The following is a 23903-nucleotide window of genomic DNA, read 5'->3' as shown; positions in this document are numbered from 1 at the left end:
TCTGCGATGGTCGATGAAGCCGCACGTGATATCAGGCGCGAGCGCCGGCGCGGACGCACTGGCGAGGCCGGCAGCGAATCCAGCCGGCGGCCCGACTATCGCTCGCTGAAGAATCCCTTCCTGCCGCAGCCGGTCTTTTCCGAAGATCAGGTCGTCGCCATCCACGACACGGCGCTGCGGGTGCTCGAAGAGCTCGGCATCAAGGTGTTGCTGCCGCAGGCGCGTGCAGCCTATGCCAGTGCCGGCGCGCTGGTCGACGAGGACAGCCAGATGGTGCGCATCGGCCGCGATATCGTCGCGGCCGCACTTACCTCGGCGCCGAAGTCGATCACGACACGCGCCGGCGACCGCTCGCGCGATATCGCGCTCGAGCTTGGTACGATGACGTTCCTGGCCGGCTGCGGCGCGCCCAACGTCACCGATCTCGAACACGGCCGGCGGCCGGGAACGCTTGCCGCATTCGAGGACTTCATCCGGCTGGTGCAGCACTTCGACGTTCTGCACATGCTGGGGCCTTGCATCGAGCCGCAGGATGTCGACAACCGCTTCCGCCACTACGCCGTCAACCGGGCGCAACTAACGCTGTCGGACAAGGTCCCCTTCGTCTTCGCCCGCGGCACGCCGCAGGTCGAGGACGGTTTTGCCATGATCAGGCTGGCGCGCGGCCTGTCGGAGGACGAATTCTTGAGCGGCGCCCATTGCTACACCGTCATCAACACCAACTCGCCGCGCCAGCTCGATATTCCGATGGCGCAAGGCATCATCGATTTCGCCAGGGCAGGGCAGGTGTCTATCATCACGCCCTTCTGCCTGGCCGGCGCCATGGCGCCGATCACCGTCGCCGGCGCGCTGACCTTGCAGCATGCCGAGGCGCTGGCCGGACTGGCGCTCGCCCAGATCGTGCGGCCGGGTGCGCCGGTCGTCTACGGCTCCTTCTCCTCCAATGTCGACATGAAGTCGGGTGCGCCGGCCTTCGGCACGCCGGAGCATGTCAAGGCAACGCTCGGCGCCGGCCAGCTTGCCCGCTTCACCGGCCTTCCCTGGCGGTCCGGCGGCGGCAGCGCCGCCAACATCTCGGACGCGCAGGCGGCCCACGAAACGCAGTTCGCTTTGTGGGGTTCGGTGCTTGCCGGCGCCACCGTCTGCATCCATGCCGCCGGCTGGCTCGAAGGCGGCCTGAGCGTATCCTTCGAGAAGTTGATCACCGATATCGAGGCGTTGCAGACCATCGCCGAACTCTGCGTGGCGACGCCCGGCGACGAGGCCGCGATCGGCTTCGAGGCGATCGCCGAAGTGCAGCCCGGCGGGCATTTCTTCTCGGCCGGACACACTATGGCACGCTACCGCACCGCCTTCTACGAGCCGCTGGTCGCCGACTGGTCCAATTTCGGCAATTGGACGCAGGCCGGGTCAAGAACCGCCACGGAGCGCGCCACCGGCATCTGGAAACGGCTGCTCGCCGACTTTCGGCCGCCGGCTTCGGCCGCCGCCATGTCAGGCGTTCTCGACGAATTCATAGCGCGGCGTACCGAAGAGGGCGGTGCGGCACCGGTGTCTTGAGGCGGCACGCGGGCGTCACATAGGGCGTTTGTCGCTGGTCTTCTGCGGGTCGCGGCGTATCGTGCCGGTGTCAGCTTTCCTATGCTTATCGGCAAGTCTGCGAATGCGATCGAAGCGGCTTTCCTCTGCCACTTTGGTCTTCGCCACAGCATTTGGCTTCGGAACGAATGCAATCATGGATCGATCTCCTTGCCGACGGCCGCGCGCCGGGGAAGATGCCCCGGCGGCTGTTTTTCACGATCTCGCGAAGAGTTCGGTTCTCTCAGAAACAAGATGTCAGGCGGCGAGAGCGACCGCGCAGCTTTGTGCACCCAGCCTGTCGGGAGAGGTTTTTCCGGGCATGGTCGCCCAGCCGCCTGTCTCAACGAACTGTCGCTTCTTGTAGCTGTCGGTCAGGGCCTTGAACTCAGCAAGCTTGGCGGCCGCATCGGGCGCTGCGTTGAAGCGATCGACGCAGACTGCCGAGGCCAGTTCGCCGCGCGCCACCTCGCCGGCAGTTGTCGCCAGCGCGCGTGAGGTGCCACCGGTCATCCAGCCACCCCAGTTGAAACCGATGATCAGCGTGGCCACGACGGTTGCCGCACATGCCCACAAAAGCGTGGATTTGGCCGGCTGGTAATCTTCCCATCGACGCGCGAGAGATGGCTTGCTGCTTTGTGTGGCCACGGAACGGTTCCTTCCTGGTTGATGTTGGGATCGGTCGCCCGGCCATTCGGCGGGGGCGCTGCAGGCTTGTCTAGGCGATAGTCAGTAGCCCATGCCGCCGCCGGCCGCAGACGCGGCATCCTTGGCGGGAATGTCGGTGATCATGGCTTCCGCAGTGATCAGCAATGCCGCGATCGAACCAGCATCCTGCAGTGCTGTCCGCACCACCTTTGCTGGGTCGACGATGCCGGCCTTGATCATGTCGACATAGGTTTCGTTCTGGGCGTCGAAGCCCTGGTTGTGATCCTTGCTGTCGGTGAGCCTGCCGACGACGATCGAACCCTCAACGCCGGAGTTCTCGGCGATCTGGCGGATCGGCGCTTCGAGTGCTCTCGACACGATCGAAATGCCTGCCGTCACATCGGCATTGGCTCCGGTCAGCCCTTTCAGCACGGCCTTGGCGCGCAGCAAGGCGACGCCGCCGCCCGGAACGATGCCCTCTTCGACTGCGGCACGCGTGGCATTCAGCGCGTCGTCGATGCGGTCCTTCTTTTCCTTGACTTCAGACTCGGTGGCGCCGCCGACGCGAATGACCGCAACGCCGCCGGCGAGCTTTGCCAGCCGCTCCTGCAGCTTCTCCTTGTCGTAGTCGGAGGTGGTCTCCTCGATCTGCCCCTTGATCTGTGTGACGCGCGCCTGGACGGTTGCCTTCTCGCCGGCGCCGTCGATGATCGTGGTCGTGTCTTTTTCGATCAGCACGCGCTTGGCGCGGCCGAGCATGTCGAGGGTGATGTTTTCCAGCTTGATGCCGAGGTCCTCGGAAATCATCTGGCCGGCGGTAAGCACGGCGATGTCTTCCAGCATGGCCTTGCGGCGGTCGCCGAAGCCCGGCGCCTTGACGGCCGCGACCTTGAGGCCGCCGCGCAATTTGTTGACGACCAGCGTCGCCAGCGCTTCGCCTTCGACGTCCTCGGAGATGATCACCAGCGGCTTGCCGCTTTGCACCACGGCTTCGAGGATCGGCAGCATCGCCTGCAGATTGCCGAGCTTCTTTTCATGGATGAGGACATAAGGGTCCTCCAGCTCGACGCGCATCTTCTCGGCATTGGTGACGAAATAGGGCGAGAGATATCCGCGGTCGAACTGCATGCCCTTGACGACGTCGAGTTCGGTGTCAGCGGTCTTGGCTTCCTCGACGGTGATGACGCCGTCATTACCGACCTTGTCCATCGCCTTGGCGATCATGGCGCCGACGGTGACGTCGCCATTGGCGGCAATGGTGCCAACCTGCGCGATTTCATCGGAGGATTTGACCTTCTTCGCGCGCGCCTGGATCTCCTTGACAACGGCGGCGACGGCAAGGTCGATGCCGCGCTTGAGGTCCATCGGGTTCATGCCGGCGGCAACGAATTTGGCGCCCTCGCGCAGGATCGAAGCGGCCAGCACCGTGGCGGTGGTGGTGCCGTCGCCTGCAAGGTCGTTGGTTTTGGAGGCCACTTCGCGCACCATCTGGGCGCCCATGTTCTCGAACTTGTCGGAAAGCTCGATTTCCTTGGCCACGGTCACCCCGTCCTTGGTGATGCGCGGCGCGCCATAGGCCTTGTCGATGATGACATTGCGGCCCTTGGGGCCGAGCGTCACCTTGACGGCGTTGTTGAGGATCTCGACGCCGCGCAGCATGCGGTCACGCGCGTCGGTGGAAAATTTGATTTCCTTGGCAGACATGATTTTTCATCCCGTTCGTTGGTGGAATCGGCCGCTTCGTTTGGGCAATCGGCTGGTCGCTTAAGGCATCGAAAGCTGTTGGCGGTTCCCCGCCCGATCAGGCGGCCTTCTTGGTAGCGATGGTCTTGTCGATGATGCCCATAATGTCGGCCTCCTTCATGATCAGAAGGTCCTCGCCGTCTATTTTGACCTCGGTTCCCGACCATTTGCCGAATAGGATGAGGTCGCCGGCCTTGACGTCGAGCGCGATCAGCGCGCCGCTTTCGTCACGAGCGCCCGGACCGACGGCGATCACTTCGCCTTCCTGCGGCTTTTCCTTGGCATTGTCGGGAATGATGATGCCGCCCTTGGATTTGGTGTCGCTTTCGGCGCGCCGAATGACGACGCGATCATGGAGTGGCCGGAATTTCATGGGAACTCTTTCTGGGGCCGGCTTAGGCGGCCGCCCCCTTTTCTATAGGCCCGTTGGCACTCGATTGATAGGAGTGCCAAAAAATATTCCCGGGACTGCGGGAAATATTTAAAAGTATTATTCTACTTTTTCATTTTAAGGTCGGCGATAAATCAAAAATAACCCGGAAATTGAATTTTTCATTGCGAGTCCCTATCTTAAACGAGAAACCCACTTTCATCATCTCGACCAATAAGGAGATTTTATCGATGGCGGAATCTGGCCAGAATATCATGGAGAAAGCCGAAGCGCGGTTCATGGAGAAGCAGAAGAAAACTGCGGAGCGAAACCAGGCGACGGCCGAATATGTTTCCGAGGCAAAGGCCAGGGTCATCAAGACGGCAAGGCTGCGGGCGCTGCGGCTGGCCAAGGAAGAGGCCGACCGTGCCGCGGAGGCCCTGAACCCGACGCCGAAGAAAAAGCGGGCAGCAAAGAAGGCTTCTACGCCGGAGGTGAAATCATGAGCCTGACATTCCCCAATCGCAGCCGCAGTTATGATGAGGCGGGCAAGCGTATCCGCTTCGTCGGCCATGACGGCATGTTCCAGATTTCCTTCTCTATCGCCGCCGACGCCATGTCGAAGATGCAGCCGGGAACGGCCGCCGACGAAGCCGGCTATCTCGCTGCCTTCGACACGGCGTCCAGTTCGATCCATGATGTAGCCAGGAACGCCTATGCGCGCACCCGTAAGAGCATCTATGTGCTGACCGCAGCCGATTTTCGCTAAATCCCGAATGTCCTTGCGTTCGGGGCCGACGCGCCAGATCCATCCCGATCCAAATGTGCCGGCGGAGCAGGCGTGCCTCAGGGCTTGCGATCTACCTTTGCCCGCCGCCTGACGTCCCGGCTGTTAAGCCGATCGACCATTGCGTCAGCATCGCGCGTGTTCATGCCGACCATGATTTGGTGCTTGAGTTCGGCAGGCTGGCCAGTGAAGACGTCAAAGATGGTCCAGCTGTCGGGCTGCTCCATACGCAATGCATAACGGTTTGCCATTCTGACGCCCTTTGACTGCCGCACCCTGCCGACAGATGTCGATGCCGTCAGGTCTGCATGACGAAGAACACTGCCGCCAGAACAGCGACTGTCCAGATTACCACGGACAGTTTCAAGGCCATGCCTCCGTGCAGAGATAGAAACTTCCGCATGCCTGCCAACATGCCGTTCATGCTCTTCGCCACAATCGGTCTCGCTGAAATCGGAACCGATGGCTTGATCCCAAGCTTTCCAAAAACAGGCAGCAGCGATGGTTCGCGCACGAAAACGACCTCGAATGTCCGGAGAAACCAGGGACTTCCATAGCACGCTTCTTCAAACTCCTTGCATGCCAAATAAAAACAGGCGGGCCACTACAAAGGCGTCCCTGGCGCGCTGAAGGCGGCCATATGATGGTCGGACGATCTGGCGCGGGAAGCTCAACGCGGTTAGGTTGGAAGCAGGAAGCGTCGCGGGCGCAAAGCCTGTCAAAGCGCGACCGGCGAGGGGATGACAGATGACGGCGCCCGGCGATTTGCAGCAGGCCCTGTTCCAGAGATTGAGAAGCGACGCATCGCTATCGGCGCTGCTGGGCGGCGCCGGCCTTGTCGAGCAGGCGACCGGCAACGTCGCCTTTCCCTACGTGACTTGCGGCCATACCAGCGCTTTTGACTGGGACACTGGTGCCGACAACGACGCCGATCAGCTTGTCACGCTGCACGTCTGGTCGAAAGCCCATGGCGACGCCGAAACGCGTAACATCATGGACAGGATCGAGGCGCGTCTTGCGGATGCTGCGCTGGCCATTGGCCCGCATGGCCAGACACGGCTGTCCCTGGAATTTGCAGAAGCCCGCTTTGACGAGGATCTGGCGGTCCATCATGGACTGCTGCGCTTTCGCGCCATCACGCAGGAAAACGCCTGAGGCACTTTCAATATCGGTGAAACAGAGTCTAGACTGGCCTTTCGCTGACTTCACCGGGTTGGGGGTCTCAAGTCGGTTGTCTCGCGTTTCAGGGGTGTTGCGGGCATGGTTTTTCGGGCGTTCACCGTTCATTTCACGTTCAGCACCGATGCGTTACAACACCGACCATGAAAACGCTTCGCTCCCACCTCAAAACCGCGATACTGGCGCTTGCTGCGACCGGTCTGTTCGCGTCGCAGGCGACGGCGCTGCCGGTGGCCGTGCCTGAGCAGGCTTCACCGATCATCCTCGCCGCTTCCGACTGCTACGCGATCGGCCAGCAGGTTGCACAGCAGAATGGCGGCACGCTGGCCAAGGCCTCGCAGTCGACGCGCGGTGGCCAGGCGGTCTGCGTCATCGTCGTGCTGGTCCCGGGCAAGGACGGGCAGCGCCCGCGCCGCTCCGAAATCGTGGTTCCGCTGAACTGACCCTCTTCCATTTCAAAAAGGCTGGCGTTTCCCAGGCCGCTGGAATCGGCCTATATCTGACACCGGCAACAGGCCAACGCTTCAACAGGTAACGATCCCCGCATGCGCGTACTCGTCGTCGAAGATGACAAGGATCTCAACCGGCAGATTTCGGACGCGTTGGCTGATGCCGGCTATGTCGTCGACAAGGCTTTCGACGGCGAGGAGGGTCATTTTCTCGGTGACACCGAGCCTTATGACGCAGTGGTTCTCGACATCGGCCTGCCGCAGATGGACGGCATCAGCGTGGTCGAGCGCTGGCGCCGCGGCGGCCGCAAGATGCCGGTCCTTATCCTGACGGCGCGCGACCGCTGGAGCGACAAGGTATCCGGCATCGACGCCGGCGCCGACGACTATGTCACCAAGCCGTTCCACATCGAGGAGGTGCTGGCCAGGGTCCGGGCCTTGATCCGGCGCGCGGCCGGCCATGCGTCGTCGGAATTGACCTGCGGGCCGCTGCGTCTCGACACCAAGGCGTCCAAGGCCGATGTCAACGGCGTGCCGCTAAAGCTGACGTCGCACGAATTCCGCCTGCTTGCCTATCTGATGCATCATATGGGCGAGGTCGTGTCCCGCACGGAGCTGGTCGAGCATCTCTACGACCAGGATTTCGACCGCGATTCCAACACAATCGAGGTCTTTGTCGGGCGGCTTCGCAAGAAGATGGGCATCGACATGATCGAAACCGTTCGCGGCATGGGCTACCGCATGCGTGAGCCGGAGGCATAAGGCGGAACCGCTGCCTACCCAGCAAACCATAAGGTCGCCGCTTTCGCTGCGGTTGTGGCCGCGATCGCTGGCGTTCCGGGTGATCGCCTTTTCCACGATCTGGGCGATCCTCACCCTGATCGTCATCTTCACCCTCATCACCACGCTCTACCGCCAGGCGAGCGAGCGTGGCTTCGACAGCCTGCTTTCGGCGCATCTGTTCAATCTGATCGGTTCCGTCGGCGTGTCCGAAGGCGGTTCGCTGACCGGCGCCCCCGACCTTGGCGATCTGCGATTCTCGGAGCCGAATTCGGGCTGGTACTGGTCGGTGGAGCCCGCATCGGAAGGCGTGCACGGTGATCTTCATTCATCCTCGATGACCAAGACGATCCCGTCGCCGAGCGTCGCCGAGGTTCCTTTCAATTCCAGCTTCCAGCGCAGCTACGCCACGGAAGGCATCGATGGCGAGGAGCTGGAAGTGTTCGAGAGCGAGTTCGTCCTCGACGCGAAAAACCGCGCCGCGCGCTTCCGCGTCATGGGCAACCAGACTGAGCTCGACCAGGAGATTGCCAGCTTCCAGCGCCGCCTGCTTACTTATCTTTCCCTGTTCGGCGTCGGCATGATCGCCATCAACGCGATCGCCATCCTGCTCGGCCTGCAGCCCTTGCGCCGGGTCCGCAACGCGCTTGCCATGGTGCGCGAGGGCACGGCCCAAAGGCTCGACGGCCACTTCCCGGCAGAGATCGAACCGCTTGCCAACGAGACCAATGCGCTCATCGAAAACAACAAGCGCATCGTCGAGCGTTCGCGCACGCAGGTCGGCAACCTCGCCCATTCGCTGAAGACGCCGCTGGCGGTGCTCATCAACGAGGGGCGGGCGCTTGGCGGCGCCCAGGGTCAGCTCATCGCCGAGCAGGCCGCTTCCATGCAGAAGCAGGTCGACCACTATTTGCAGCGTGCCCGCGTTGCCGCGCAACGCGACAGCGTCGTCTATCGCACACCGGTGGCGCCGCTGGTCCAGCGCATGGTGCGTGTGCTGCAAAAACTCAACCCGCGGACCGATCTCTCGCTTTCATTGCCGGCAACCGATATTATCTTTGCCGGCGAACGTGAGGATCTGGAGGAATTGCTCGGCAATCTTCTCGACAATGCGATGAAATGGGCAAAAGGCGCCGTCGCCGTGTCGGTTTCGCCAATCTCGGGCAAGGGTGGCGCCGGCAAGGAAGGTCTTGCCAATCTGTTCGAGATCAGCATCGAGGATGACGGCCCGGGCATTCCCGAGGACAAGGCGCGCGAGGTGCTGAAGCGCGGGCGGCGTCTCGACGAGACAAAGCCGGGGACAGGGCTCGGGCTTGCCATTGTCGCCGACCTGATCAACGAATATGGAGGCGCTCTGGCGCTGGAACGGTCTGGCATGGGCGGGTTGAAGGCGGTGGTTCGATTGCGGAGCCTTCAATAATGGTCGACGTCGATGGACGATACATGCCATGGCGGCATGTCGATTGATCCCGAGATCGCGGACGATGGCCAAATTTCCGACAAACATCAACACTATGGCCACGCCGACCTCCCGAAGGCGCGACCCAGCTCTAACTCGAGAAAACCGGTTGTTGGCATGAAGATTCGCGTCGCGCTCGTTTCCGCACTGCTCGCCGTTTCCGGCTGCACGACGTTGGGTAAAGGCCCGGACGTCACGGTTGCGCCGCAGCCGGCCTCACTGCCGCCAGGCGGCGGCAAGGTGACGACGACGATCATTTCCGCCATGGGCGGCGGCCTCGTCGGCGGATCGATCGGCTCGGGGCTCGGCGATGCGGACAAGCGCAAGGCGCTGGAAGCCGAATACAAGGCGCTCGAATACACCGCGAGCGGCCAGAAGGTGACATGGAAAGGCGACAGTTCGGGCCGCTCGGGCGAGGTCGTCGCTGCTCAGCCCTATCGCGTCGGTTCGCAGGATTGCCGGCAATACACCCATACGGTGTTTACCGGCACCGCCGGCGCCACCGCGCGGGGCACCGCCTGCCGCAACGCCGATGGCAGTTGGACACCGCTGACCTGAGCTCAATTGTTCCGATCGGCCGCTTCGGTTGATATCGATCAAGGACATGCAGCGCTGCGGTCGTCAAAGCGTCGCAGTGCACCTGTGTTGGCAGCACAAGGCTCTGCCGCTATTGGAAGAACCATGCTTTTCTGGGTCATAGCCGCCATTCTCACGCTGGGCGCAAGCCTGGCGGTGCTGCTGCCGCTGGCCGGCGGCTCGAAGGGCGCGTCCGCCGCCGGCGACCATGACCTTGAAGTCTATCGCGACCAACTGTCCGAACTCGACCGCGACGCGGCGCGCGGCCTGATCCAGCCGGCCGAGGCCGAGGAGGCGCGCGCCGAAATCGCCCGCCGCATCCTTCGCCTGGGCAATGCAGATCCGGCCGCCAAGGCAGTCGGACCGTCAACGACGACGCGGCTGGTCGCTACGGTTGCGGTCCTGGCGGTTCCGCTGATCAGTTGGGGGTTCTACAGCGAGCTCGGTTCGCCCGACCTGCCGTCGCAGCCGCTCAGCGCACGCCTGGCCAAGAATCCCGCCGACAGCTCGGTGGACGAACTGGTGGCGCGCGCCGAAGCCCATCTTGCCGCCAATCCGTCCGATGGCAGGGGCTGGGATGTGCTGGCGCCGATCTATCTGCGCATGCAGAGGTTCCCCGACGCGGTCGGCGCCTATCGCAACGCCATTCGCCTCGATGGCGAGAGCGCCGCTCGCCAGGCCGGTCTCGGCGAGGCGATCGCCAATGCGGCCGGCGGCATCGTTTCGGCCGAGGCGCAGGATGCGTTCGAGGCAGCCTTGAAGCTCGATCCGGCCAATCCAAAGGCGAACTTCTATCTTGCCATGGGCCTGGCGCAGGAGGGCCGCGTCCCCGAAGCGGTGGCCGCCTGGCAGAAAATGCTCGGCACGTTGCCGCAAGATTCGCTATGGCGTGGCGCCGTCGAGCAGGCGCTGGCCGAATCCGCGAACAAACCCGTCGCCGCGGGCGAGCCCGCGAAGGGCCCGGATGCCGGGGAGGTCGACGCCGCATCGTCCATGTCGCCGCAGGACAGGCAAGCGATGATCGAGACCATGGTTGCAGGCCTCGACGAGAAACTGCGGCAAGATCCGCGCAACGCGGAGGGGTGGATGCAACTCGTTCGTTCCTATGTTGTGCTGGGCAAGGCCGACCAGGCGCGCGATGCGCTTAATCGCGGTATCGCCGTCTTTGGCCCCGATAGTGAGGAAGCCAGGAAATTCACCGCCTTTGCCACCTCGCTCGGCCTGACGGCGACGGAGTAGACGATGACGCGCAAGCAGAAGAGATTGTCGGTGATCGTCGCTGGCCTGGCCTTTCTCGGCGCGGCCACCGGGCTGACCTTCTATGCGCTCGGCCAGAAGGCCTCCTATTTCTACATGCCCGCCGACCTGACCGCCGCCAGTGTGCAGCCGGGCCAGCGCATCAGGCTGGGCGGGCTGGTCGAGAAAGGCACCATCCAGCGCGGGCAGGGCGCCACGGTCGCTTTTTCGGTGACCGATACGCAGAAGTCGGTCAAGGTCATGTATACCGGTATCCTGCCTGACCTTTTCCGCGAGCAGCAGGGCGTCATCACTGAAGGCAGTTTCGGCCCGGACGGCGTCTTTGTCGCCGACAGCGTGCTGGCCAAGCACGACGAGAGCTATATGCCCAAGGAGGTAGCCGACGGCCTCAAGGCCAAGGGCGTGTGGCAGGAGAGCAAGAGTGAGTAAGCAGGTTCCGAAAAAGTGTCCTCCGGTTTTCCGGCGAGAACCTGCAACAAAACCAGAAAGGCGCCGCGATGGTTGAAACCGGACATTTCGCCCTGGTTCTGTCCTTTGCGCTGGCCCTGGTGCAGACGCTGGTGCCGCTGTTTGGCGCGCGTACCGGCAACCCCAGGATGATGGCCGTCGGCGGTCCTGTCGCCGTGACCGGCTTTGCCTTGACCGCATTCTCCTTCGCCGCACTTGCGACAGCCTATGCAAGCTCCGATTTTTCGGTGGCGAGCGTCTGGGAGAACTCGCATTCGCTGCAGCCGCTGATCTACAAGATCACCGGAACCTGGGGCAATCATGAAGGCTCGATGCTGCTCTGGGTGCTCATCCTGACCTTCTTCGGGGCGCTCGTCGCCGTCTTCGGCGGCAATCTTCCGGCGACGCTGCGGGCCAATGTGCTGGCCGTGCAGGGTGCGATCGGCGCCACCTTCTTCCTCTTCATCCTGACCACGTCCAATCCGTTCGCCAGGCTCAATCCGGCGCCGATCGAAGGCCGCGATCTCAACCCGATCCTGCAGGATCTCGGCCTCGCCGTCCATCCGCCGCTGCTCTATCTCGGCTATGTCGGTTTCTCCATCTGCTTTTCCTTCTCGGTCGCCGCCCTCATCGAGGGCCGCATCGACGCCTCCTGGGCGCGCTGGGTGCGGCCATGGACGCTGGTCGCCTGGATGTTCCTCACCGGCGGCATCGCCATGGGCTCCTACTGGGCCTATTACGAGCTCGGCTGGGGTGGCTTCTGGTTCTGGGATCCGGTCGAGAACGCCTCCTTCATGCCGTGGCTGGCGGGCACGGCGCTCTTGCATTCGGCGATCGTCATGGAGAAGCGCTCGGCGTTGAAGATCTGGACGCTGCTGCTAGCGATCCTGACCTTCTCGCTGTCGCTGCTCGGCACCTTCCTGGTGCGATCCGGCGTGCTGACATCGGTGCACGCCTTCGCCACCGACCCGACGCGCGGAGTCTTCATCCTCTGCATCCTGACGCTGTTCATCGGCGGCTCGCTGGCGCTGTTTGCCTTGCGCTCCTCGCGGCTGACGGCCGGCGGTCTTTTCCACCCAATCTCGCGCGAAGGCGCGCTGGTCCTCAACAATCTGTTCTTGACCACCGCCACCGCCACCGTGCTGGTCGGCACGCTTTACCCGCTGGCGCTCGAAGCCGTTACGGGCGACAAGATCTCGGTCGGTGCGCCGTTCTTCGACCTGACTTTCGGTCCGCTGATGCTGCCGCTGCTGGCGATCGTGCCGTTCGGGCCGCTGCTGGCCTGGAAGCGCGGCGACGTTTTTGCCGCGGCACAGCGCCTGATGGCGGCCTTTGCCCTGGCGCTTGCCGCTGTGCTGGTGACGGCGCTGTTCGTCGATGGCGCCTCGGTGTTCGCAGCACTTGGCGTCGGCCTCGCCGTCTGGCTGGTCTGCGGCGCGCTCACTGATCTTGCGGTCAAATCCGGCGCGGGCAGCGTAGCGCCCGCCATCATGCTGCGACGTTTCGCCGGCCTGCCGCGCTCCGTCTTCGGCACCGCGCTCGCCCATCTCGGCCTCGGCCTGACGCTGCTCGGCATTGTCGGCACGCTCAGCTTCGGCGCCGAGAAGATCCTGTCGATGCGTGCCGGCGAGACCATCGAACTGTCCGGCCATACGCTGCGTTTCGAAGGGCTCTATCCGGCTCAAGGGCCTAATTACAGCGAGGACCGCGGCCGCTTCGCCCTGCTTGGCGCCGACGGCAGCACCATCAGCGAAATCACTTCGGCCAAGCGCTTCTATCCGGTGCGCCAGATGACGACGACCGAGTCCGGCATCAAGACGATCGGGTTCAGCCAGCTTTACCTCTCGCTTGGCGACGAGGCGACCGACGGCTCCGTCGTGGTGCGTCTGTGGTGGAAGCCGCTGGTGACGCTGATCTGGGGTGGCGGCCTGGTGATGATGGCGGGCGCGGCGATGTCGCTCATGGACCGCCGCCTGCGCGTCGGCGCGCCGTCGCGGCGTCGCAAGCCGACAGGCGCCGTGCCTTCCGCGGGCCTGCCATGACCAGATTCTCGCTCGCCTCGCTGGTGCTGCTCTTGTCGCTGTTGTTTGCCGGCGGCGCCTTCGCAGTGAAGCCCGACGAGGTACTGCCAGATCCGGCGCTCGAGGCGAGGGCGCGCGCGCTTTCCGAGGGGCTGCGCTGTATGGTCTGCCAGAACCAGTCGATCGACGAATCCGATGCCGACCTTGCCCGAGACCTGCGTGTCCTGGTGCGCCAGCGTCTGGTCGCCGGCGACACCGACCAGCAGGTGATGGACTATATCGTTTCGCGCTACGGCGAGTTCGTGCTTTTGAAGCCGCGCTTCAACCTGCGCAATGGCTTGCTCTGGGGTACGCCGATCCTTCTGCTCCTGGCCGGCGGGTTCTTCATCGTGCTGACCGCCCGATCGCGCCGTTCGACAGCAACCGCTGCATTGACTCCCGAGGAACAGGCGGCGCTGGATAAGATCTTGCGGCGGGACTGAAAGCGGAACCGGCTTCTCCGCAAACATTACGAAAGTTTCATGCACTGGAAATGGCGCCGTAATGTGCGCCCCTCTATTTCTCCTTGCCTGAGGATGCTCACCTGAGCGCATCCCTTCAAAGAGGATACGAGAACCATGAATATTGCCCCCAATTCATATCCCCGCACTCGCAAACGTCTGATGGCCGCCGCCGCTTCTGTCGCCATTGCCGGCGCGATCGGCTTTGCTGCCGTCGCCACCGGGACGGTGCCGGTCCTGGCTGACGCCGTGCGTGTCGAGGCACCGCAGGTGCCTGGCTTCGCCGATATTGTCGAGCGTGTTTCTCCCGCGGTTGTCAGCGTCAAAGTCAAGGCCAGGATCGAGCCGGCGGCCGATGACGGCTCCGACCAGTCCGACGATCCGGACGGCTTCAACAATCTCCCCGACAATCCGCAACTGCGCCGCTTCTTCAAGGAGTTCCGTGGCTTTGGCGATCAGAATGGCCAGGACCAGGGTCATCGCCGTTTCGGGCGTCGCGACCACAACAACGACCAGCCGCGCCCGGTTGCGCAAGGCTCCGGCTTCTTCATCTCCGATGACGGCTATCTCGTCACCAACAACCATGTCGTCGAAGAAGGCTCGGCCTTTACCGTGGTAATGAATGACGGCAAGGAACTTGACGCCAAGCTGATCGGCACCGACCCACGTACCGATCTCGCCGTGCTCAAGGTCGATGGCGTCGGCAAGTTCACCTATGTCGACTTCGCCGATGATTCCAAGGTTCGCGTCGGCGACTGGGTCGTGGCGGTCGGCAATCCCTTCGGCCTCGGCGGCACCGTCACCGCCGGCATTGTCTCGGCCCGTGGCCGCGATATCGGCGCCGGTCCCTATGATGATTTCCTCCAGATCGACGCCTCGGTCAACCGCGGCAATTCCGGCGGCCCGACCTTCAACCTCAATGGCCAGGTCGTCGGCATCAACACCGCGATCTTCTCGCCGTCGGGCGGCAGCGTCGGCATCGCCTTCGACATTCCTGCCTCGACCGCCAAAACGGTCGTAGAGGATCTGATGAAGAACGGTTCCGTCCAGCGCGGCTGGCTCGGCGTCGAGATCCAGCCGGTCACGACGGACATCGCCGAATCGCTCGGGCTGAAGTCCGAGAAGGGGGCGCTTGTTTCCAGCGCCCAGGACGATGGTCCAGGCAAGAAGGCCGGCATCACGTCAGGCGATGTCATCACCCAGGTCGACGGCAAGGATGTCGCTTCGCCGAAGGAACTGGCTCGTCTCATCGGGGCCTATTCGCCCGGCAAGTCCGTCGACGTAACGGTCTGGCGTGATGGCAAGAGCGAGACGCTCAAGGTCGACCTCGGCAAATTGCCCTCGAGCGACAAGCAGGCCTCGGCCGACCAGCAGCAGCCTGCCGCTCCGGCAAAGCCCGACACGCTGGCCGATCTCGGCCTCACCGTTACCAAGTCGGACAATGGCAAGGGCCTCGTTGTGACCGATGTCGACCCCGACAGCGATGCCGCCGATCGCGGCATCCAGCCCGGCGACGTCATCACCTCGGTCAATTCGACTGAGGTGAACGGCACCGACGACGTCGCCAAGGCGATGGCCGATGCGGTGAAGTCCGGCCGCAAGGCGGTGCTGATGCAGATCACCCGCGACGACACCAATCGCTTCGTCGCGCTGCCTGTAGCCAAGGGCTGATGTATCAGACTTTTCCAATGCGGTGGTTTTCAAACACCCCCGAGCCTTCGCATGGGAAAGCATGGAGCCTGAACACGTTAGTCAGTCGTCGTGTTTTGCTCCAGCGGCAGCGGGCTCCTATCGCCCGCTGCCGCGTAATCCAAACATGTCGCCCAAACGAGTTTGACCCGAGGCTGGGTAGCGGGTTGGGGCAACGACGCACTAAAACAAAGACTTATCGCGTATCCTTGAATCACTTTGTTTGCGATACGCCAAGGTGAAGGCCACGATGCATATGCCGGCCACTCAATCTTCCAGCGAAATCGCGTATAACGGCTCTATGAAGATTCTTGTCATAGAAGATGACCGCGAGGCCGCGGATTACCTCCAGAAGGCCTTTGCCGAGGCCGGGCATACCGCGCATGTGGCGGGTGACGGCGAAACCGGCTTCGCTCTCGCCGATGCCGGCGACTATGACGTGATGGTCATCGATCGCATGATGCCGCGCCGCGACGGCCTCTCGGTCATCGCTGGATTACGTTCCAGGGGCAACACGACGCCGGTGCTGATCCTGTCGGCGCTTGGCGAGGTCGACGACCGCGTCACCGGCCTGCGCGCCGGCGGCGACGACTATCTGACCAAGCCCTACGCCTTCTCCGAACTGCTCGCCCGCGTCGAAGTGCTGAACCGTCGCGCCAGTTCCAGGGAAGCCGAAACCGTCTATCGGGTCGGCGATCTCGAACTCGACAGGCTTTCCCATTCGGTTCGGCGCGCGTCGCGTGAGATCACCCTGCAGCCGCGCGAGTTCCGCCTGCTCGAATATCTGATGCGCCATGCCGGTCAGGTAGTGACGCGCACCATGCTGCTCGAAAATGTCTGGGACTATCATTTCGATCCGCAGACCAACGTCATCGACGTTCATGTCTCGCGGTTGCGCGGCAAGATCGAGAAGGGCTTCGACAAGCCGATCCTGCATACGGTTCGCGGCGCCGGCTACATGCTGAAGAGCGGGTAGGGCCTTATGGCATTGTCCCTGCCGGCCATCATGAAGACGACGGCGGCGCGGCTTTCGGCGCTTTATCTCCTGCTTTTCGCGCTTTGCGCCGTGCTGCTCGTCTTCTATATGACCTCGCTGTCGGCGCGCATGCTGACCGCGCAGACGCAAGACACCATCAACGACGAGGTGCTCGGCCTCGCGCGGGCCTATCAGCGCGGTGGTCTGCCGGTGCTGGTGCGCGTAGTCGAGGCTCGCTCACGCCAGCCCGGCGCCAACCTCTATCTGATCGCCGACACCAATGGCCAGATCCTGACCGGCAACGTGCAGAGCCTGGAGCCGGGCGTGATCGAGACCGAAGGCTGGACGAAGGAACCGTTCTCCTATCGGCGGTTCGGCGAGGGCGAGCTCGAGCGGCAGCGCAGCCCGGTCTCCGACCAGCAGTCCGGCGAGAATGAAGTGCAGGCGCAGGGCGAAAAGGGCCACAACGCCATTGCGCTTGTGCTGCGCCTGCCCAACCAGATGATCATGCTTGTCGGCCGCGACCTCGGCGAGCCGGAACGGTTCCGCGCCGTCATTCGCCGCGCCCTGATGCTAGCGCTGGGCATGATGGGGCTTGGCGGGCTGCTGATCTGGTTCTTTGTCGGCCGGGCGGCGCTGAAGCGCATCGACAGTGTATCGGAGGCAAGCCGCCGCATCATGGGCGGCGATCTTTCCGGCCGGCTGCCGGTTACCGGCGCCGGCGACGAGTTCGACCGGCTCTCCGAGAACCTCAATTCCATGCTGGCCAGGATCGCCACGCTCAACGAGGGTCTGAAGCAGGTCTCCGACAACATCGCCCACGATCTGAAGACGCCGCTGACCCGGCTACGCAACCGTGCCGAGGCGACGCTTTCCGGCAAGCACAGGACCACCGACTACCGGCAGGCGCTGGAAGGGACCATTATCGAGTCCGACCAGCTGATAAAGACCTTCAACGCCATCCTGATGATCTCAAGGCTGGAGGCAGGCTATTCCTCGGAAAGCACCAGCCGGGTCGATCTGGCGGCCGCCGTGCGCGACGTCGTCGAGCTCTACGAACCGGTGGCGGAAGAGGCCGGCGTGACGCTGGAGAGTTCGGTCGAAGGCAGTTTTGCCGTCGACGGCAATCGCGAGCTGATCGGCCAGGCGCTGTCGAACATCGTCGACAACGCGATCAAATATTCGACCGATTCGACCGGCAAGCCCGGCGTGCGCGTGACGCTGGAACGGGTTGGCGGCGAAATCCGGCTTACTGTCTCCGACAATGGCCAGGGCATTCCCGACGACGCCGATCGCGCACGGGTGACCGAGCGTTTCGTGCGGTTGGAAAAAAGCCGCTCGCAGCCCGGGTCTGGTCTTGGCCTTAGCCTCGCCAAGGCGATCATGACGTTCCACAACGGACGGCTTGATCTTCTGCCGGCAAATCCCGGATTGTCGGTTGTCATGAGTTTTCCCGGACGGGAGGAGCACTGATGGCGGCGAGGGCGGTTGCGAAACGGGCCGGGGCCAACTGGCTTTTGCAGCCGGCGGCCAGGCTTGTTCCGCTGGATCCAAGCCGCGCCAGGCGGGAGTTGTCGGAGATCGCTTCAGCCGCCCAGGAAGAGGGGTTTGCCCGGCTGGCGAAATTCCTCGCCGGAACGGGCGCTGTCCAGGATTTCCTTGCTGCGGTGTTCGACCTGTCGCCGTTCCTGCGCGATGTGGTGCGCCGGCGTCCTGAGGTTCTCGATACGCTTTTCGATGAGACGGTCGAGGTCCGGCTGGCATCGATCGGCGCCGCGATCGCCAAGGCCGCGCGTGCGCAAGCCGTTTCCGAAAGCAGCCTGATGATGCAGCTTCGGCTATGGAAAGCGCAAGCGCATGTCCTGATCGCGCTGGCCGATCTCGCTGGCGAGGCTGAAACAGCCGTCACGGTGCGGCGTCTCAGCGACCTTGCCGACGCCTGCACCCGTGCCGCGGTCGACTACCTGCTTCGCGATGCGCATGGGCAAGGCAAGCTCAAGCTGGCCGACCCGGAAGACCCTTCGCGGCAATCGGGCTGGATCCTGCTCGGCATGGGCAAGCTCGGCGCGCATGAGTTGAACTTCTCGTCCGACATCGATCTCGTCGTCTTCTTCGACCCGGAAGCGCCTGGCGTCATCGATCCACTCGACGCGACGGAGCTGTTTTCGCGCCTGACCCGCCGGCTCGTCCGCATCCTGCAGGACCGCACCGAGCACGGCTATGTCTTCCGCACCGATCTCAGGCTGCGCCCCGACCCCGGCTCGACGCCGCTGGCGATCCCGGTTGAGGCGGCACTTCGCTACTACGAGGCACGCGGCCAGAACTGGGAGCGCGCCGCCATGATCAAGGCGCGTCCGTTGGCCGGCGATATCGCGGCTGGCGACGCGTTCCTCAGGGAATTGCAGCCCTATGTCTGGCGCAAATACATGGACTATGCGGCGATCGCCGACGTCCATTCGATCAAGCGGCAGATCCATGCCCATAAGGGCCATGGCGAGATCGCGGTCAAAGGCCACAACGTCAAGCTCGGCCGCGGCGGCATTCGCGAGATCGAGTTCTTCGTCCAGACCCAGCAGCTCATCGCCGGCGGCCGCTTTCCCGATCTGCGCGGCCGCGAGACCGTGCCGATGCTCGGCCAGCTAGCGGCACGCGGCTGGATCACCGCCGACGCCCGCGACACGCTCACCAGCCAATACTGGTTCCTGCGCCGCGTCGAGCACGCCATCCAGATGGTCGCCGACGAGCAGACCCACACGCTGCCGGAAGACGACGAGGGACTGGATCGCATTGCCCATATGCTGGGTTTTGCCGATGCGGCAGGTTTTGCCGTGGCGTTCCGCGCCGCGCTGCACCAGGTCGAACGCCACTACGCCGCGCTTTTCGAAACCGCGCCCGAGCTTTCGGCCGGCGTCGGCAATCTGGTCTTTACCGGCGATGTCGACGATCCCGACACGCTGCAGACCTTGAGCGGCCTCGGCTTCCAGCGGCCGAGCGACATTTGCCGCGTCATTCGCGGCTGGCATTTCGGCCGCTACCGCGTCACCCAGTCGGCCGAGGCGCGCGAGCGGCTGACAGAATTGACTCCGGCCCTGCTCAAGGCATTCGGCCAGACCCGCCGGGCCGACGAGGCGGTCATTCGCTTCGACGAGTTTCTCGCCGGCCTGCCTGCCGGCATCCAGCTCTTCTCGCTGCTCCAGTCCAATCCCGCCCTGCTCAAATTGATGGCGACGATCATGGGCGCGGCACCCCGGCTAGCCGCGATCATCACCCGCCGGCCGCATGTCTTCGACGGCCTGCTCGATCCGGCGCTGCTGACCGAATTGCCGGACCGCGCCTATCTGTCGGCGCGTCTCGCTGCTTTTATAGAAGGCGACCGGGCCTTTGAGGACGTGCTCGACCGCTTGCGCATCTTCGCGTCGGAGCAGAAATTCCTGATCGGGGTGCGGCTGCTGGCCGGTTCGATCGACCCGGCCCGTGCTGGCCGCGCCTTTTCCGATCTCGCCGATCTCACCATCGATGCGGCTTTGCAGGCGGTGATCGCCGAGTTCGCACAGCGCCACGGCCGCATCGCCGGTGGCACCGTTGCGCTGCTCGGGATGGGTAAGCTCGGCAGCCGCGAATTGACGGCCGGCTCCGATGTCGACCTCATCCTGCTCTACGATCACGATGCTGAAGCCGAAGAGTCCGACGGCGACAAGCCGCTGGCGCCTTCCCACTACTACTCCAGGATGACGCAGCGGCTGATATCGGCCGTGTCGGCGCCGACAGCCGAGGGCGTTCTCTACGAGCTCGACCTTCGCCTGCGCCCCTCCGGCAACAAGGGGCCAGTGGCCACCCATGTCGACGCCTTCAAGAAGTATCAGCGCCAGGACGCCTGGACCTGGGAGCACATGGCGCTGGCCAGGGCCCGCGCCATCGGCGGCGATCAGGCGCTCTGCGCCGAGGTCGAGCGGGACGTGACGGCGGTGCTGGCCCTGCCGCGCGATGCCGCCAAGGTGATGGCCGAAGCGTCCGAGATGCGCGCGATGATCGAAAAGGAGAAGCCGGCGCGCGATCTCTGGGACATCAAGCTGGTCCCGGGCGGGCTTATCGATCTCGAGTTCATCGCGCAGGTGGCGGTGATCACAGGGCAGGTTGAAGCCGGCCGCAGGGCCACCGGGACAGCCGAAATCCTGTCTCGCCTGGCACCGGATTTCGCCGAGACCCAGGTCAGGCAGGAACTCTGCGATGCCTATGCTCTCTATTTGGCGCTGACCCAGATGATCAGGCTCTGCCTCACCGGCGTGTTCGAACGCGATGACGTGCCGCCGGGGCTTTCGGATCTGCTGCTGGCGGTCACCGACCTGCCGGATTTCGGTGTGCTGGAAGCACATCTCAAAGGGACGTCGCAAAAGGTCAGAAAGGACTTTGACCTTTTGCTTCGTGCCAAACGACCGTGACGGCAGAAGCCCGAAGGTAGTTCGGATCGCATCGGGGGTGACGATGCAACAGGAGAAGACCATGAGAAAGTCAACCAAACTTGCCCTTGCCTTCGTAGCCTTGGCCGGCGCCGTCGGCACCACGGCCTATGCCGAAAACAATGCCAGTGCCAAAATGCGCGAGGGCATGGTGCTGCGCCTCAACAAGGCGATGAAGGATCAGGACGGCACCATCACCTTCGACCAGTTTTCCGATGCCATGAACGCACGACTGAAGAAGATGGTCGCCGACAATGGCGGCAAGCTGACCGTCGCCCAGCTCGCCGACGCACTCGAGAAGGCGCGCTTCGAGCGGATGGCCAAGCGTATCATCGCCCGCTACGACACTAAGGGTGACGGCACGCTGACGACCGCTGATATCACCGGTCGCGAGAAGAAGGTCTTTGCCATGCTCGACCGTAACAATGACGGCAAGATCGAGAAGAGCGAATTGCCGAAGGGCGGTCACCGCAAATGGGGTGGTGGCAACGACAGCATGCAGTAAAATGTAGTCACATGAACTCCGGCGGCGCGCGCCGCCGGAGACACGGGTTCATCTCATGCGGCAGCCTTGACCGCCTGCGTCGCCTTCTTGACGGGAATGCGCACCGATACGATCGTGCCGACACCCTCGGTGGAGCGGATTTTCAAGGCGCCGCCCTGAAGCTCGGCCAGCGAGCGCGAGATGGCGAGGCCAAGACCGGAGCCGGTATGGCTCTTGGAAAACTGGTTCTGCACCTGTTCGAACGGCCGCCCGAGTTTGCTCAAGGCCTCCTTCGGGATACCGCAGCCATTGTCTTCGATCGTCAGCACCAGCGCGCCCGACATGTTGCGGGCTCTCACCGCGATGCGGCCGCCCTGGCCGGTGAACTTCACCGCATTCGACAAAAGGTTGATGACGATCTGCTTGATCGCCCGGCGGTCGGCGAAGAGCGTCAGCGAATCGGGGATGCGTGTTTCGACGGAAATCGACTTTTCCGCCGCCTGCAGCGAGACGACGCGTACGGTCTCCCGGATCAGCGGGCAGAGGTCGATTTCCTCCCGGTCCATCGAGAACTGGCCGGCCTCGATCTTCGACATGTCGAGTATGTCGTTGATGACGCCCAGCAGATACTTGCCGCTGCCGTTGATGTCGGTGGCATATTCCTCGTAGCGCGACGAACCGAGCGGCCCGAACAGGCCCTGTTCCATCAGCTCGGAAAAGCCGATGATGGCGTTGAGCGGCGTGCGCAATTCGTGTGACATGTTGGCCAGGAATTCGGACTTGGCCCGGTTCGCCGCCTCGGCGCGCTCGGTTTCCTTCATGTATTTGCGATTGAGCTCGACCAGTTCGCGCGACCGTTCTTCCTCGGCCCTGCGGGCGAGGCTGAGATCGTGGATGGTCGCCATCAGCCGGCGCTCGCTGTCGACCAGCTTCTCCTGATGCAGCTTGATCTGGGTGATGTCGGAGCCGACCGAGACGATACCGCCGTCCCTGGTCCTGAGTTCGTTGACCTGCAGCCAGCGGCCGTCGGCGAGTTGCCGCTCGAAGGTCGCGCCGCCTTGCGCCCCGCTGGTGTTGGCTAGCCGCCGCTCCGAGGCGTAGGCCAGCATGCGATCTTCGAGAATGGCGCGCGAGGCGCCCGGCATCACATCGCGATCCGACAGGCCGTTGTCCTGCTGGTATTTGGAATTGCACATGATCAGCCGCTGGGCCGAATCCCAGAGCACGAAGGATTCGTTGATATTCTCGATGGCGGTCCGAAGGCGCAGGTCGGCGGCCTCCGAGCGCAGCGCCAGATGCCGCTGCTCGGTGACGTCGACGGCGATGCCGATCAGCTGGATCTCCGGCGCCTCCGGATCGATGACCTGCGCCCTTGCGCGCATCCACACCCACTGTCCGTCGGCATGGCGCATACGGAACACCTGGTCGATATGATCGATCTCGCGCCCGACGATGCGGTTGGCGAGCTCGAACAGGTCGCCATCCTCGGGGTGGATAATCTCGTCGACCTCGCCGAACGACAGCATTGTGTCGCAGGGCTCGTAGCCCAGCATGTCGTACATCGAGCGCGACCAGTACATCTTGCCGCGCACCATGTCCCAGTCCCACAGGCCGCAGCGGCCGCGCACCAGCGCCATGTCGATGCGCTGATGCGCTTCGAGATAGATGCGGTCGGCGGCTTGCGCCCGCGCCGCCTGGCCGAAATACGCATAGAGGATGATGATCAGCACGCCGGCGGTGAGCACGAACAGTGTCACGTTGAGGGAGACGGTCTTGCGCCATGTGTCGAAGACCGCCTCCTGTGGCACCAGCACGGCCGCGGCATTCTTCCTGTTGGTTGCCAGGCTCACCGCCGCGAACCAGTCCTGTCCGCCGATGCTGACCTCCATCACGCCTGCGCGATCGCCGAACATGAACAGCGGCTGGCCGCCAAGCACCAGGCTGTCGAGCGAGCGCCCCTGCCAGCCCGTCGTGAGCGGCGACACGGCGATGATCTTGAAGGCGCCGTCGGTGATCGCAAGCACGTGGCTCCGGCCCATGGCGCCCTGCCGGCTGGTGTTCTCCAGCAGATCCTGGGCGGCTCCTGACGCGGCATTGGGGTCGGCCGAGATTGCGCTGGCCATCTGGCCAGCCGCGAGCGCCAGCACCGCCCTGGCGTCGCGCTCGACTTCGTCGCGTTCGTTCATCAGCGACAGGAAGCGCAGCGCCGCGATGACGATCAGGAAAATGATGATGAGGGCCGGTATCGATCGGCGCAGAAACGGCTCGGCCGCCAGCAGCCGCCGGTAGGCGGGTTCGGCGATGAGCCGCGCATTGCCGGCGAGACCGTCGCGTCTCGCCTCACGCCGCTCAAAAGCCGTCCCTCCGGGCGCGCCCCACGCGTCCGCCTTCGCCATAAATGGCACTCCCCGATTTTGCCTATGCCGCTTGACGATCCGGCTACGCCGCACTTCCGAATCGTCAGTAAAGAATCAAAGGTGATTCGCCTTGTCCAGAGGCGCGG

Annotated in this window: 23 protein-coding genes; 17 read left to right on the top strand and 6 right to left on the bottom strand. The window is 63.6% G+C overall.

Annotated features, from left to right (window positions below; genetic code table 11):
• Positions 1-6 precede the first annotated feature (6 nt).
• Positions 7-1560 (top strand): trimethylamine methyltransferase family protein, encoded by a 1554-nt coding sequence (locus C9427_RS14925; protein WP_107649905.1) that lies wholly within the window; start codon positions 7-9, stop codon positions 1558-1560.
• Between the two features lie 15 nt (positions 1561-1575).
• On the opposite strand, the gene C9427_RS34095 is transcribed toward C9427_RS14925, so the two are convergent.
• From C9427_RS34095 to C9427_RS14910, 4 genes are all read right to left on the bottom strand, one after another.
• On the bottom strand, positions 1576-1737 hold the full coding sequence (locus C9427_RS34095; RefSeq protein WP_167434357.1) for a hypothetical protein: 162 nt from the start codon (positions 1735-1737) through the stop codon (positions 1576-1578).
• Between the two features lie 99 nt (positions 1738-1836).
• The gene (locus tag C9427_RS14920) at positions 1837-2226 is read right to left on the bottom strand and encodes a hypothetical protein (RefSeq protein WP_107649904.1); all 390 of its coding nucleotides are present in this window, start codon (positions 2224-2226) and stop codon (positions 1837-1839) included.
• A gap of 81 nt (positions 2227-2307) precedes the next feature.
• Positions 2308-3930, bottom strand: coding sequence for a chaperonin GroEL (gene groL / locus C9427_RS14915; RefSeq protein ID WP_107649903.1), 1623 nt, complete (start codon positions 3928-3930; stop codon positions 2308-2310).
• A gap of 97 nt (positions 3931-4027) precedes the next feature.
• Positions 4028-4342, bottom strand: coding sequence for a co-chaperone GroES (locus C9427_RS14910; protein WP_107649902.1), 315 nt, complete (start codon positions 4340-4342; stop codon positions 4028-4030).
• 248 nt (positions 4343-4590) lie between these two features.
• Between C9427_RS14910 and C9427_RS14905 the strand changes: the two genes are divergently transcribed.
• Together C9427_RS14905 and C9427_RS14900 are read left to right on the top strand one after the other, a co-directional pair.
• A complete protein-coding gene (locus C9427_RS14905) occupies positions 4591-4845 on the top strand; it encodes a hypothetical protein (protein WP_107649901.1) in 255 nt (84 codons plus the stop codon).
• Positions 4842-5108 carry a DUF1488 family protein gene (locus C9427_RS14900; protein ID WP_107649900.1) on the top strand — a complete coding sequence of 89 codons (267 nt, stop codon included), beginning with the start codon at positions 4842-4844 and terminating at the stop codon, positions 5106-5108. Before C9427_RS14905 ends, C9427_RS14900 begins: the two co-directional genes overlap by 4 nt.
• 77 nt (positions 5109-5185) lie before the next feature.
• Here the strand turns inward: C9427_RS14900 and C9427_RS34785 are convergent, their stop codons facing one another.
• Positions 5186-5686, bottom strand: coding sequence for a hypothetical protein (locus C9427_RS34785; protein ID WP_245437080.1), 501 nt, complete (start codon positions 5684-5686; stop codon positions 5186-5188).
• A 187-nt stretch (positions 5687-5873) separates the two neighbouring features.
• On the opposite strand from C9427_RS34785, the gene C9427_RS14885 reads away from it, so the two are divergent.
• From C9427_RS14885 to C9427_RS14820, 14 genes are all read left to right on the top strand, one after another.
• Complete coding sequence (locus C9427_RS14885; RefSeq protein WP_107649898.1) at positions 5874-6281, top strand: DUF3168 domain-containing protein; 408 nt, start codon at positions 5874-5876, stop codon at positions 6279-6281.
• A gap of 167 nt (positions 6282-6448) precedes the next feature.
• Positions 6449-6748 carry a hypothetical protein gene (locus C9427_RS14880; protein ID WP_107649897.1) on the top strand — a complete coding sequence of 100 codons (300 nt, stop codon included), beginning with the start codon at positions 6449-6451 and terminating at the stop codon, positions 6746-6748.
• Positions 6749-6850: 102 nt separating this feature from the next.
• Complete coding sequence (locus C9427_RS14875) at positions 6851-7516, top strand: response regulator transcription factor (protein WP_097574085.1); 666 nt, start codon at positions 6851-6853, stop codon at positions 7514-7516.
• Complete coding sequence (locus tag C9427_RS14870; RefSeq protein WP_107649896.1) at positions 7500-8954, top strand: ATP-binding protein; 1455 nt, start codon at positions 7500-7502, stop codon at positions 8952-8954. Before C9427_RS14875 ends, C9427_RS14870 begins: the two co-directional genes overlap by 17 nt.
• A gap of 156 nt (positions 8955-9110) precedes the next feature.
• The gene (locus C9427_RS14865; RefSeq protein ID WP_107650157.1) at positions 9111-9551 is read left to right on the top strand and encodes a hypothetical protein; all 441 of its coding nucleotides are present in this window, start codon (positions 9111-9113) and stop codon (positions 9549-9551) included.
• A gap of 123 nt (positions 9552-9674) precedes the next feature.
• Positions 9675-10808 (top strand): c-type cytochrome biogenesis protein CcmI, encoded by a 1134-nt coding sequence (ccmI, locus tag C9427_RS14860; RefSeq protein WP_107649895.1) that lies wholly within the window; start codon positions 9675-9677, stop codon positions 10806-10808.
• Positions 10809-10811: 3 nt separating this feature from the next.
• The gene (gene ccmE, locus C9427_RS14855) at positions 10812-11255 is read left to right on the top strand and encodes a cytochrome c maturation protein CcmE (RefSeq protein WP_107649894.1); all 444 of its coding nucleotides are present in this window, start codon (positions 10812-10814) and stop codon (positions 11253-11255) included.
• A 68-nt stretch (positions 11256-11323) separates the two neighbouring features.
• Entirely contained in the window at positions 11324-13315 is a 1992-nt protein-coding gene (locus tag C9427_RS14850; protein ID WP_107649893.1) for a heme lyase CcmF/NrfE family subunit, read from the top strand.
• A complete protein-coding gene (locus tag C9427_RS14845; protein WP_107649892.1) occupies positions 13312-13776 on the top strand; it encodes a cytochrome c-type biogenesis protein in 465 nt (154 codons plus the stop codon). The genes C9427_RS14850 and C9427_RS14845 overlap by 4 nt, the downstream gene beginning before the upstream one ends.
• A gap of 135 nt (positions 13777-13911) precedes the next feature.
• Positions 13912-15465, top strand: coding sequence for a Do family serine endopeptidase (locus C9427_RS14840; protein ID WP_107649891.1), 1554 nt, complete (start codon positions 13912-13914; stop codon positions 15463-15465).
• A gap of 319 nt (positions 15466-15784) precedes the next feature.
• A complete protein-coding gene (locus C9427_RS14835; RefSeq protein WP_165779684.1) occupies positions 15785-16459 on the top strand; it encodes a response regulator transcription factor in 675 nt (224 codons plus the stop codon).
• Positions 16460-16465: 6 nt separating this feature from the next.
• Positions 16466-17932, top strand: a complete 1467-nt coding sequence (locus tag C9427_RS14830; protein WP_107649890.1) for a sensor histidine kinase — start codon at positions 16466-16468, stop codon at positions 17930-17932.
• The gene (locus tag C9427_RS14825; RefSeq protein WP_107649889.1) at positions 17932-20898 is read left to right on the top strand and encodes a bifunctional [glutamine synthetase] adenylyltransferase/[glutamine synthetase]-adenylyl-L-tyrosine phosphorylase; all 2967 of its coding nucleotides are present in this window, start codon (positions 17932-17934) and stop codon (positions 20896-20898) included. Before C9427_RS14830 ends, C9427_RS14825 begins: the two co-directional genes overlap by 1 nt.
• A 61-nt stretch (positions 20899-20959) precedes the next feature.
• Positions 20960-21421, top strand: a complete 462-nt coding sequence (locus C9427_RS14820; protein ID WP_107650156.1) for an EF-hand domain-containing protein — start codon at positions 20960-20962, stop codon at positions 21419-21421.
• A gap of 53 nt (positions 21422-21474) precedes the next feature.
• Here the strand turns inward: C9427_RS14820 and C9427_RS14815 are convergent, their stop codons facing one another.
• Positions 21475-23796 (bottom strand): PAS domain-containing sensor histidine kinase, encoded by a 2322-nt coding sequence (locus tag C9427_RS14815; protein ID WP_107649888.1) that lies wholly within the window; start codon positions 23794-23796, stop codon positions 21475-21477.
• Positions 23797-23903 lie beyond the last annotated feature (107 nt).

Source organism: Mesorhizobium helmanticense (assembly GCF_003034915.1).
GTDB classification, from domain to species: Bacteria; Pseudomonadota; Alphaproteobacteria; order Rhizobiales; family Rhizobiaceae; genus Mesorhizobium; species Mesorhizobium helmanticense.
Note: the sequence above shows the minus strand (reverse complement) of the source record. Positions and strands in the feature narration are given on the sequence as shown.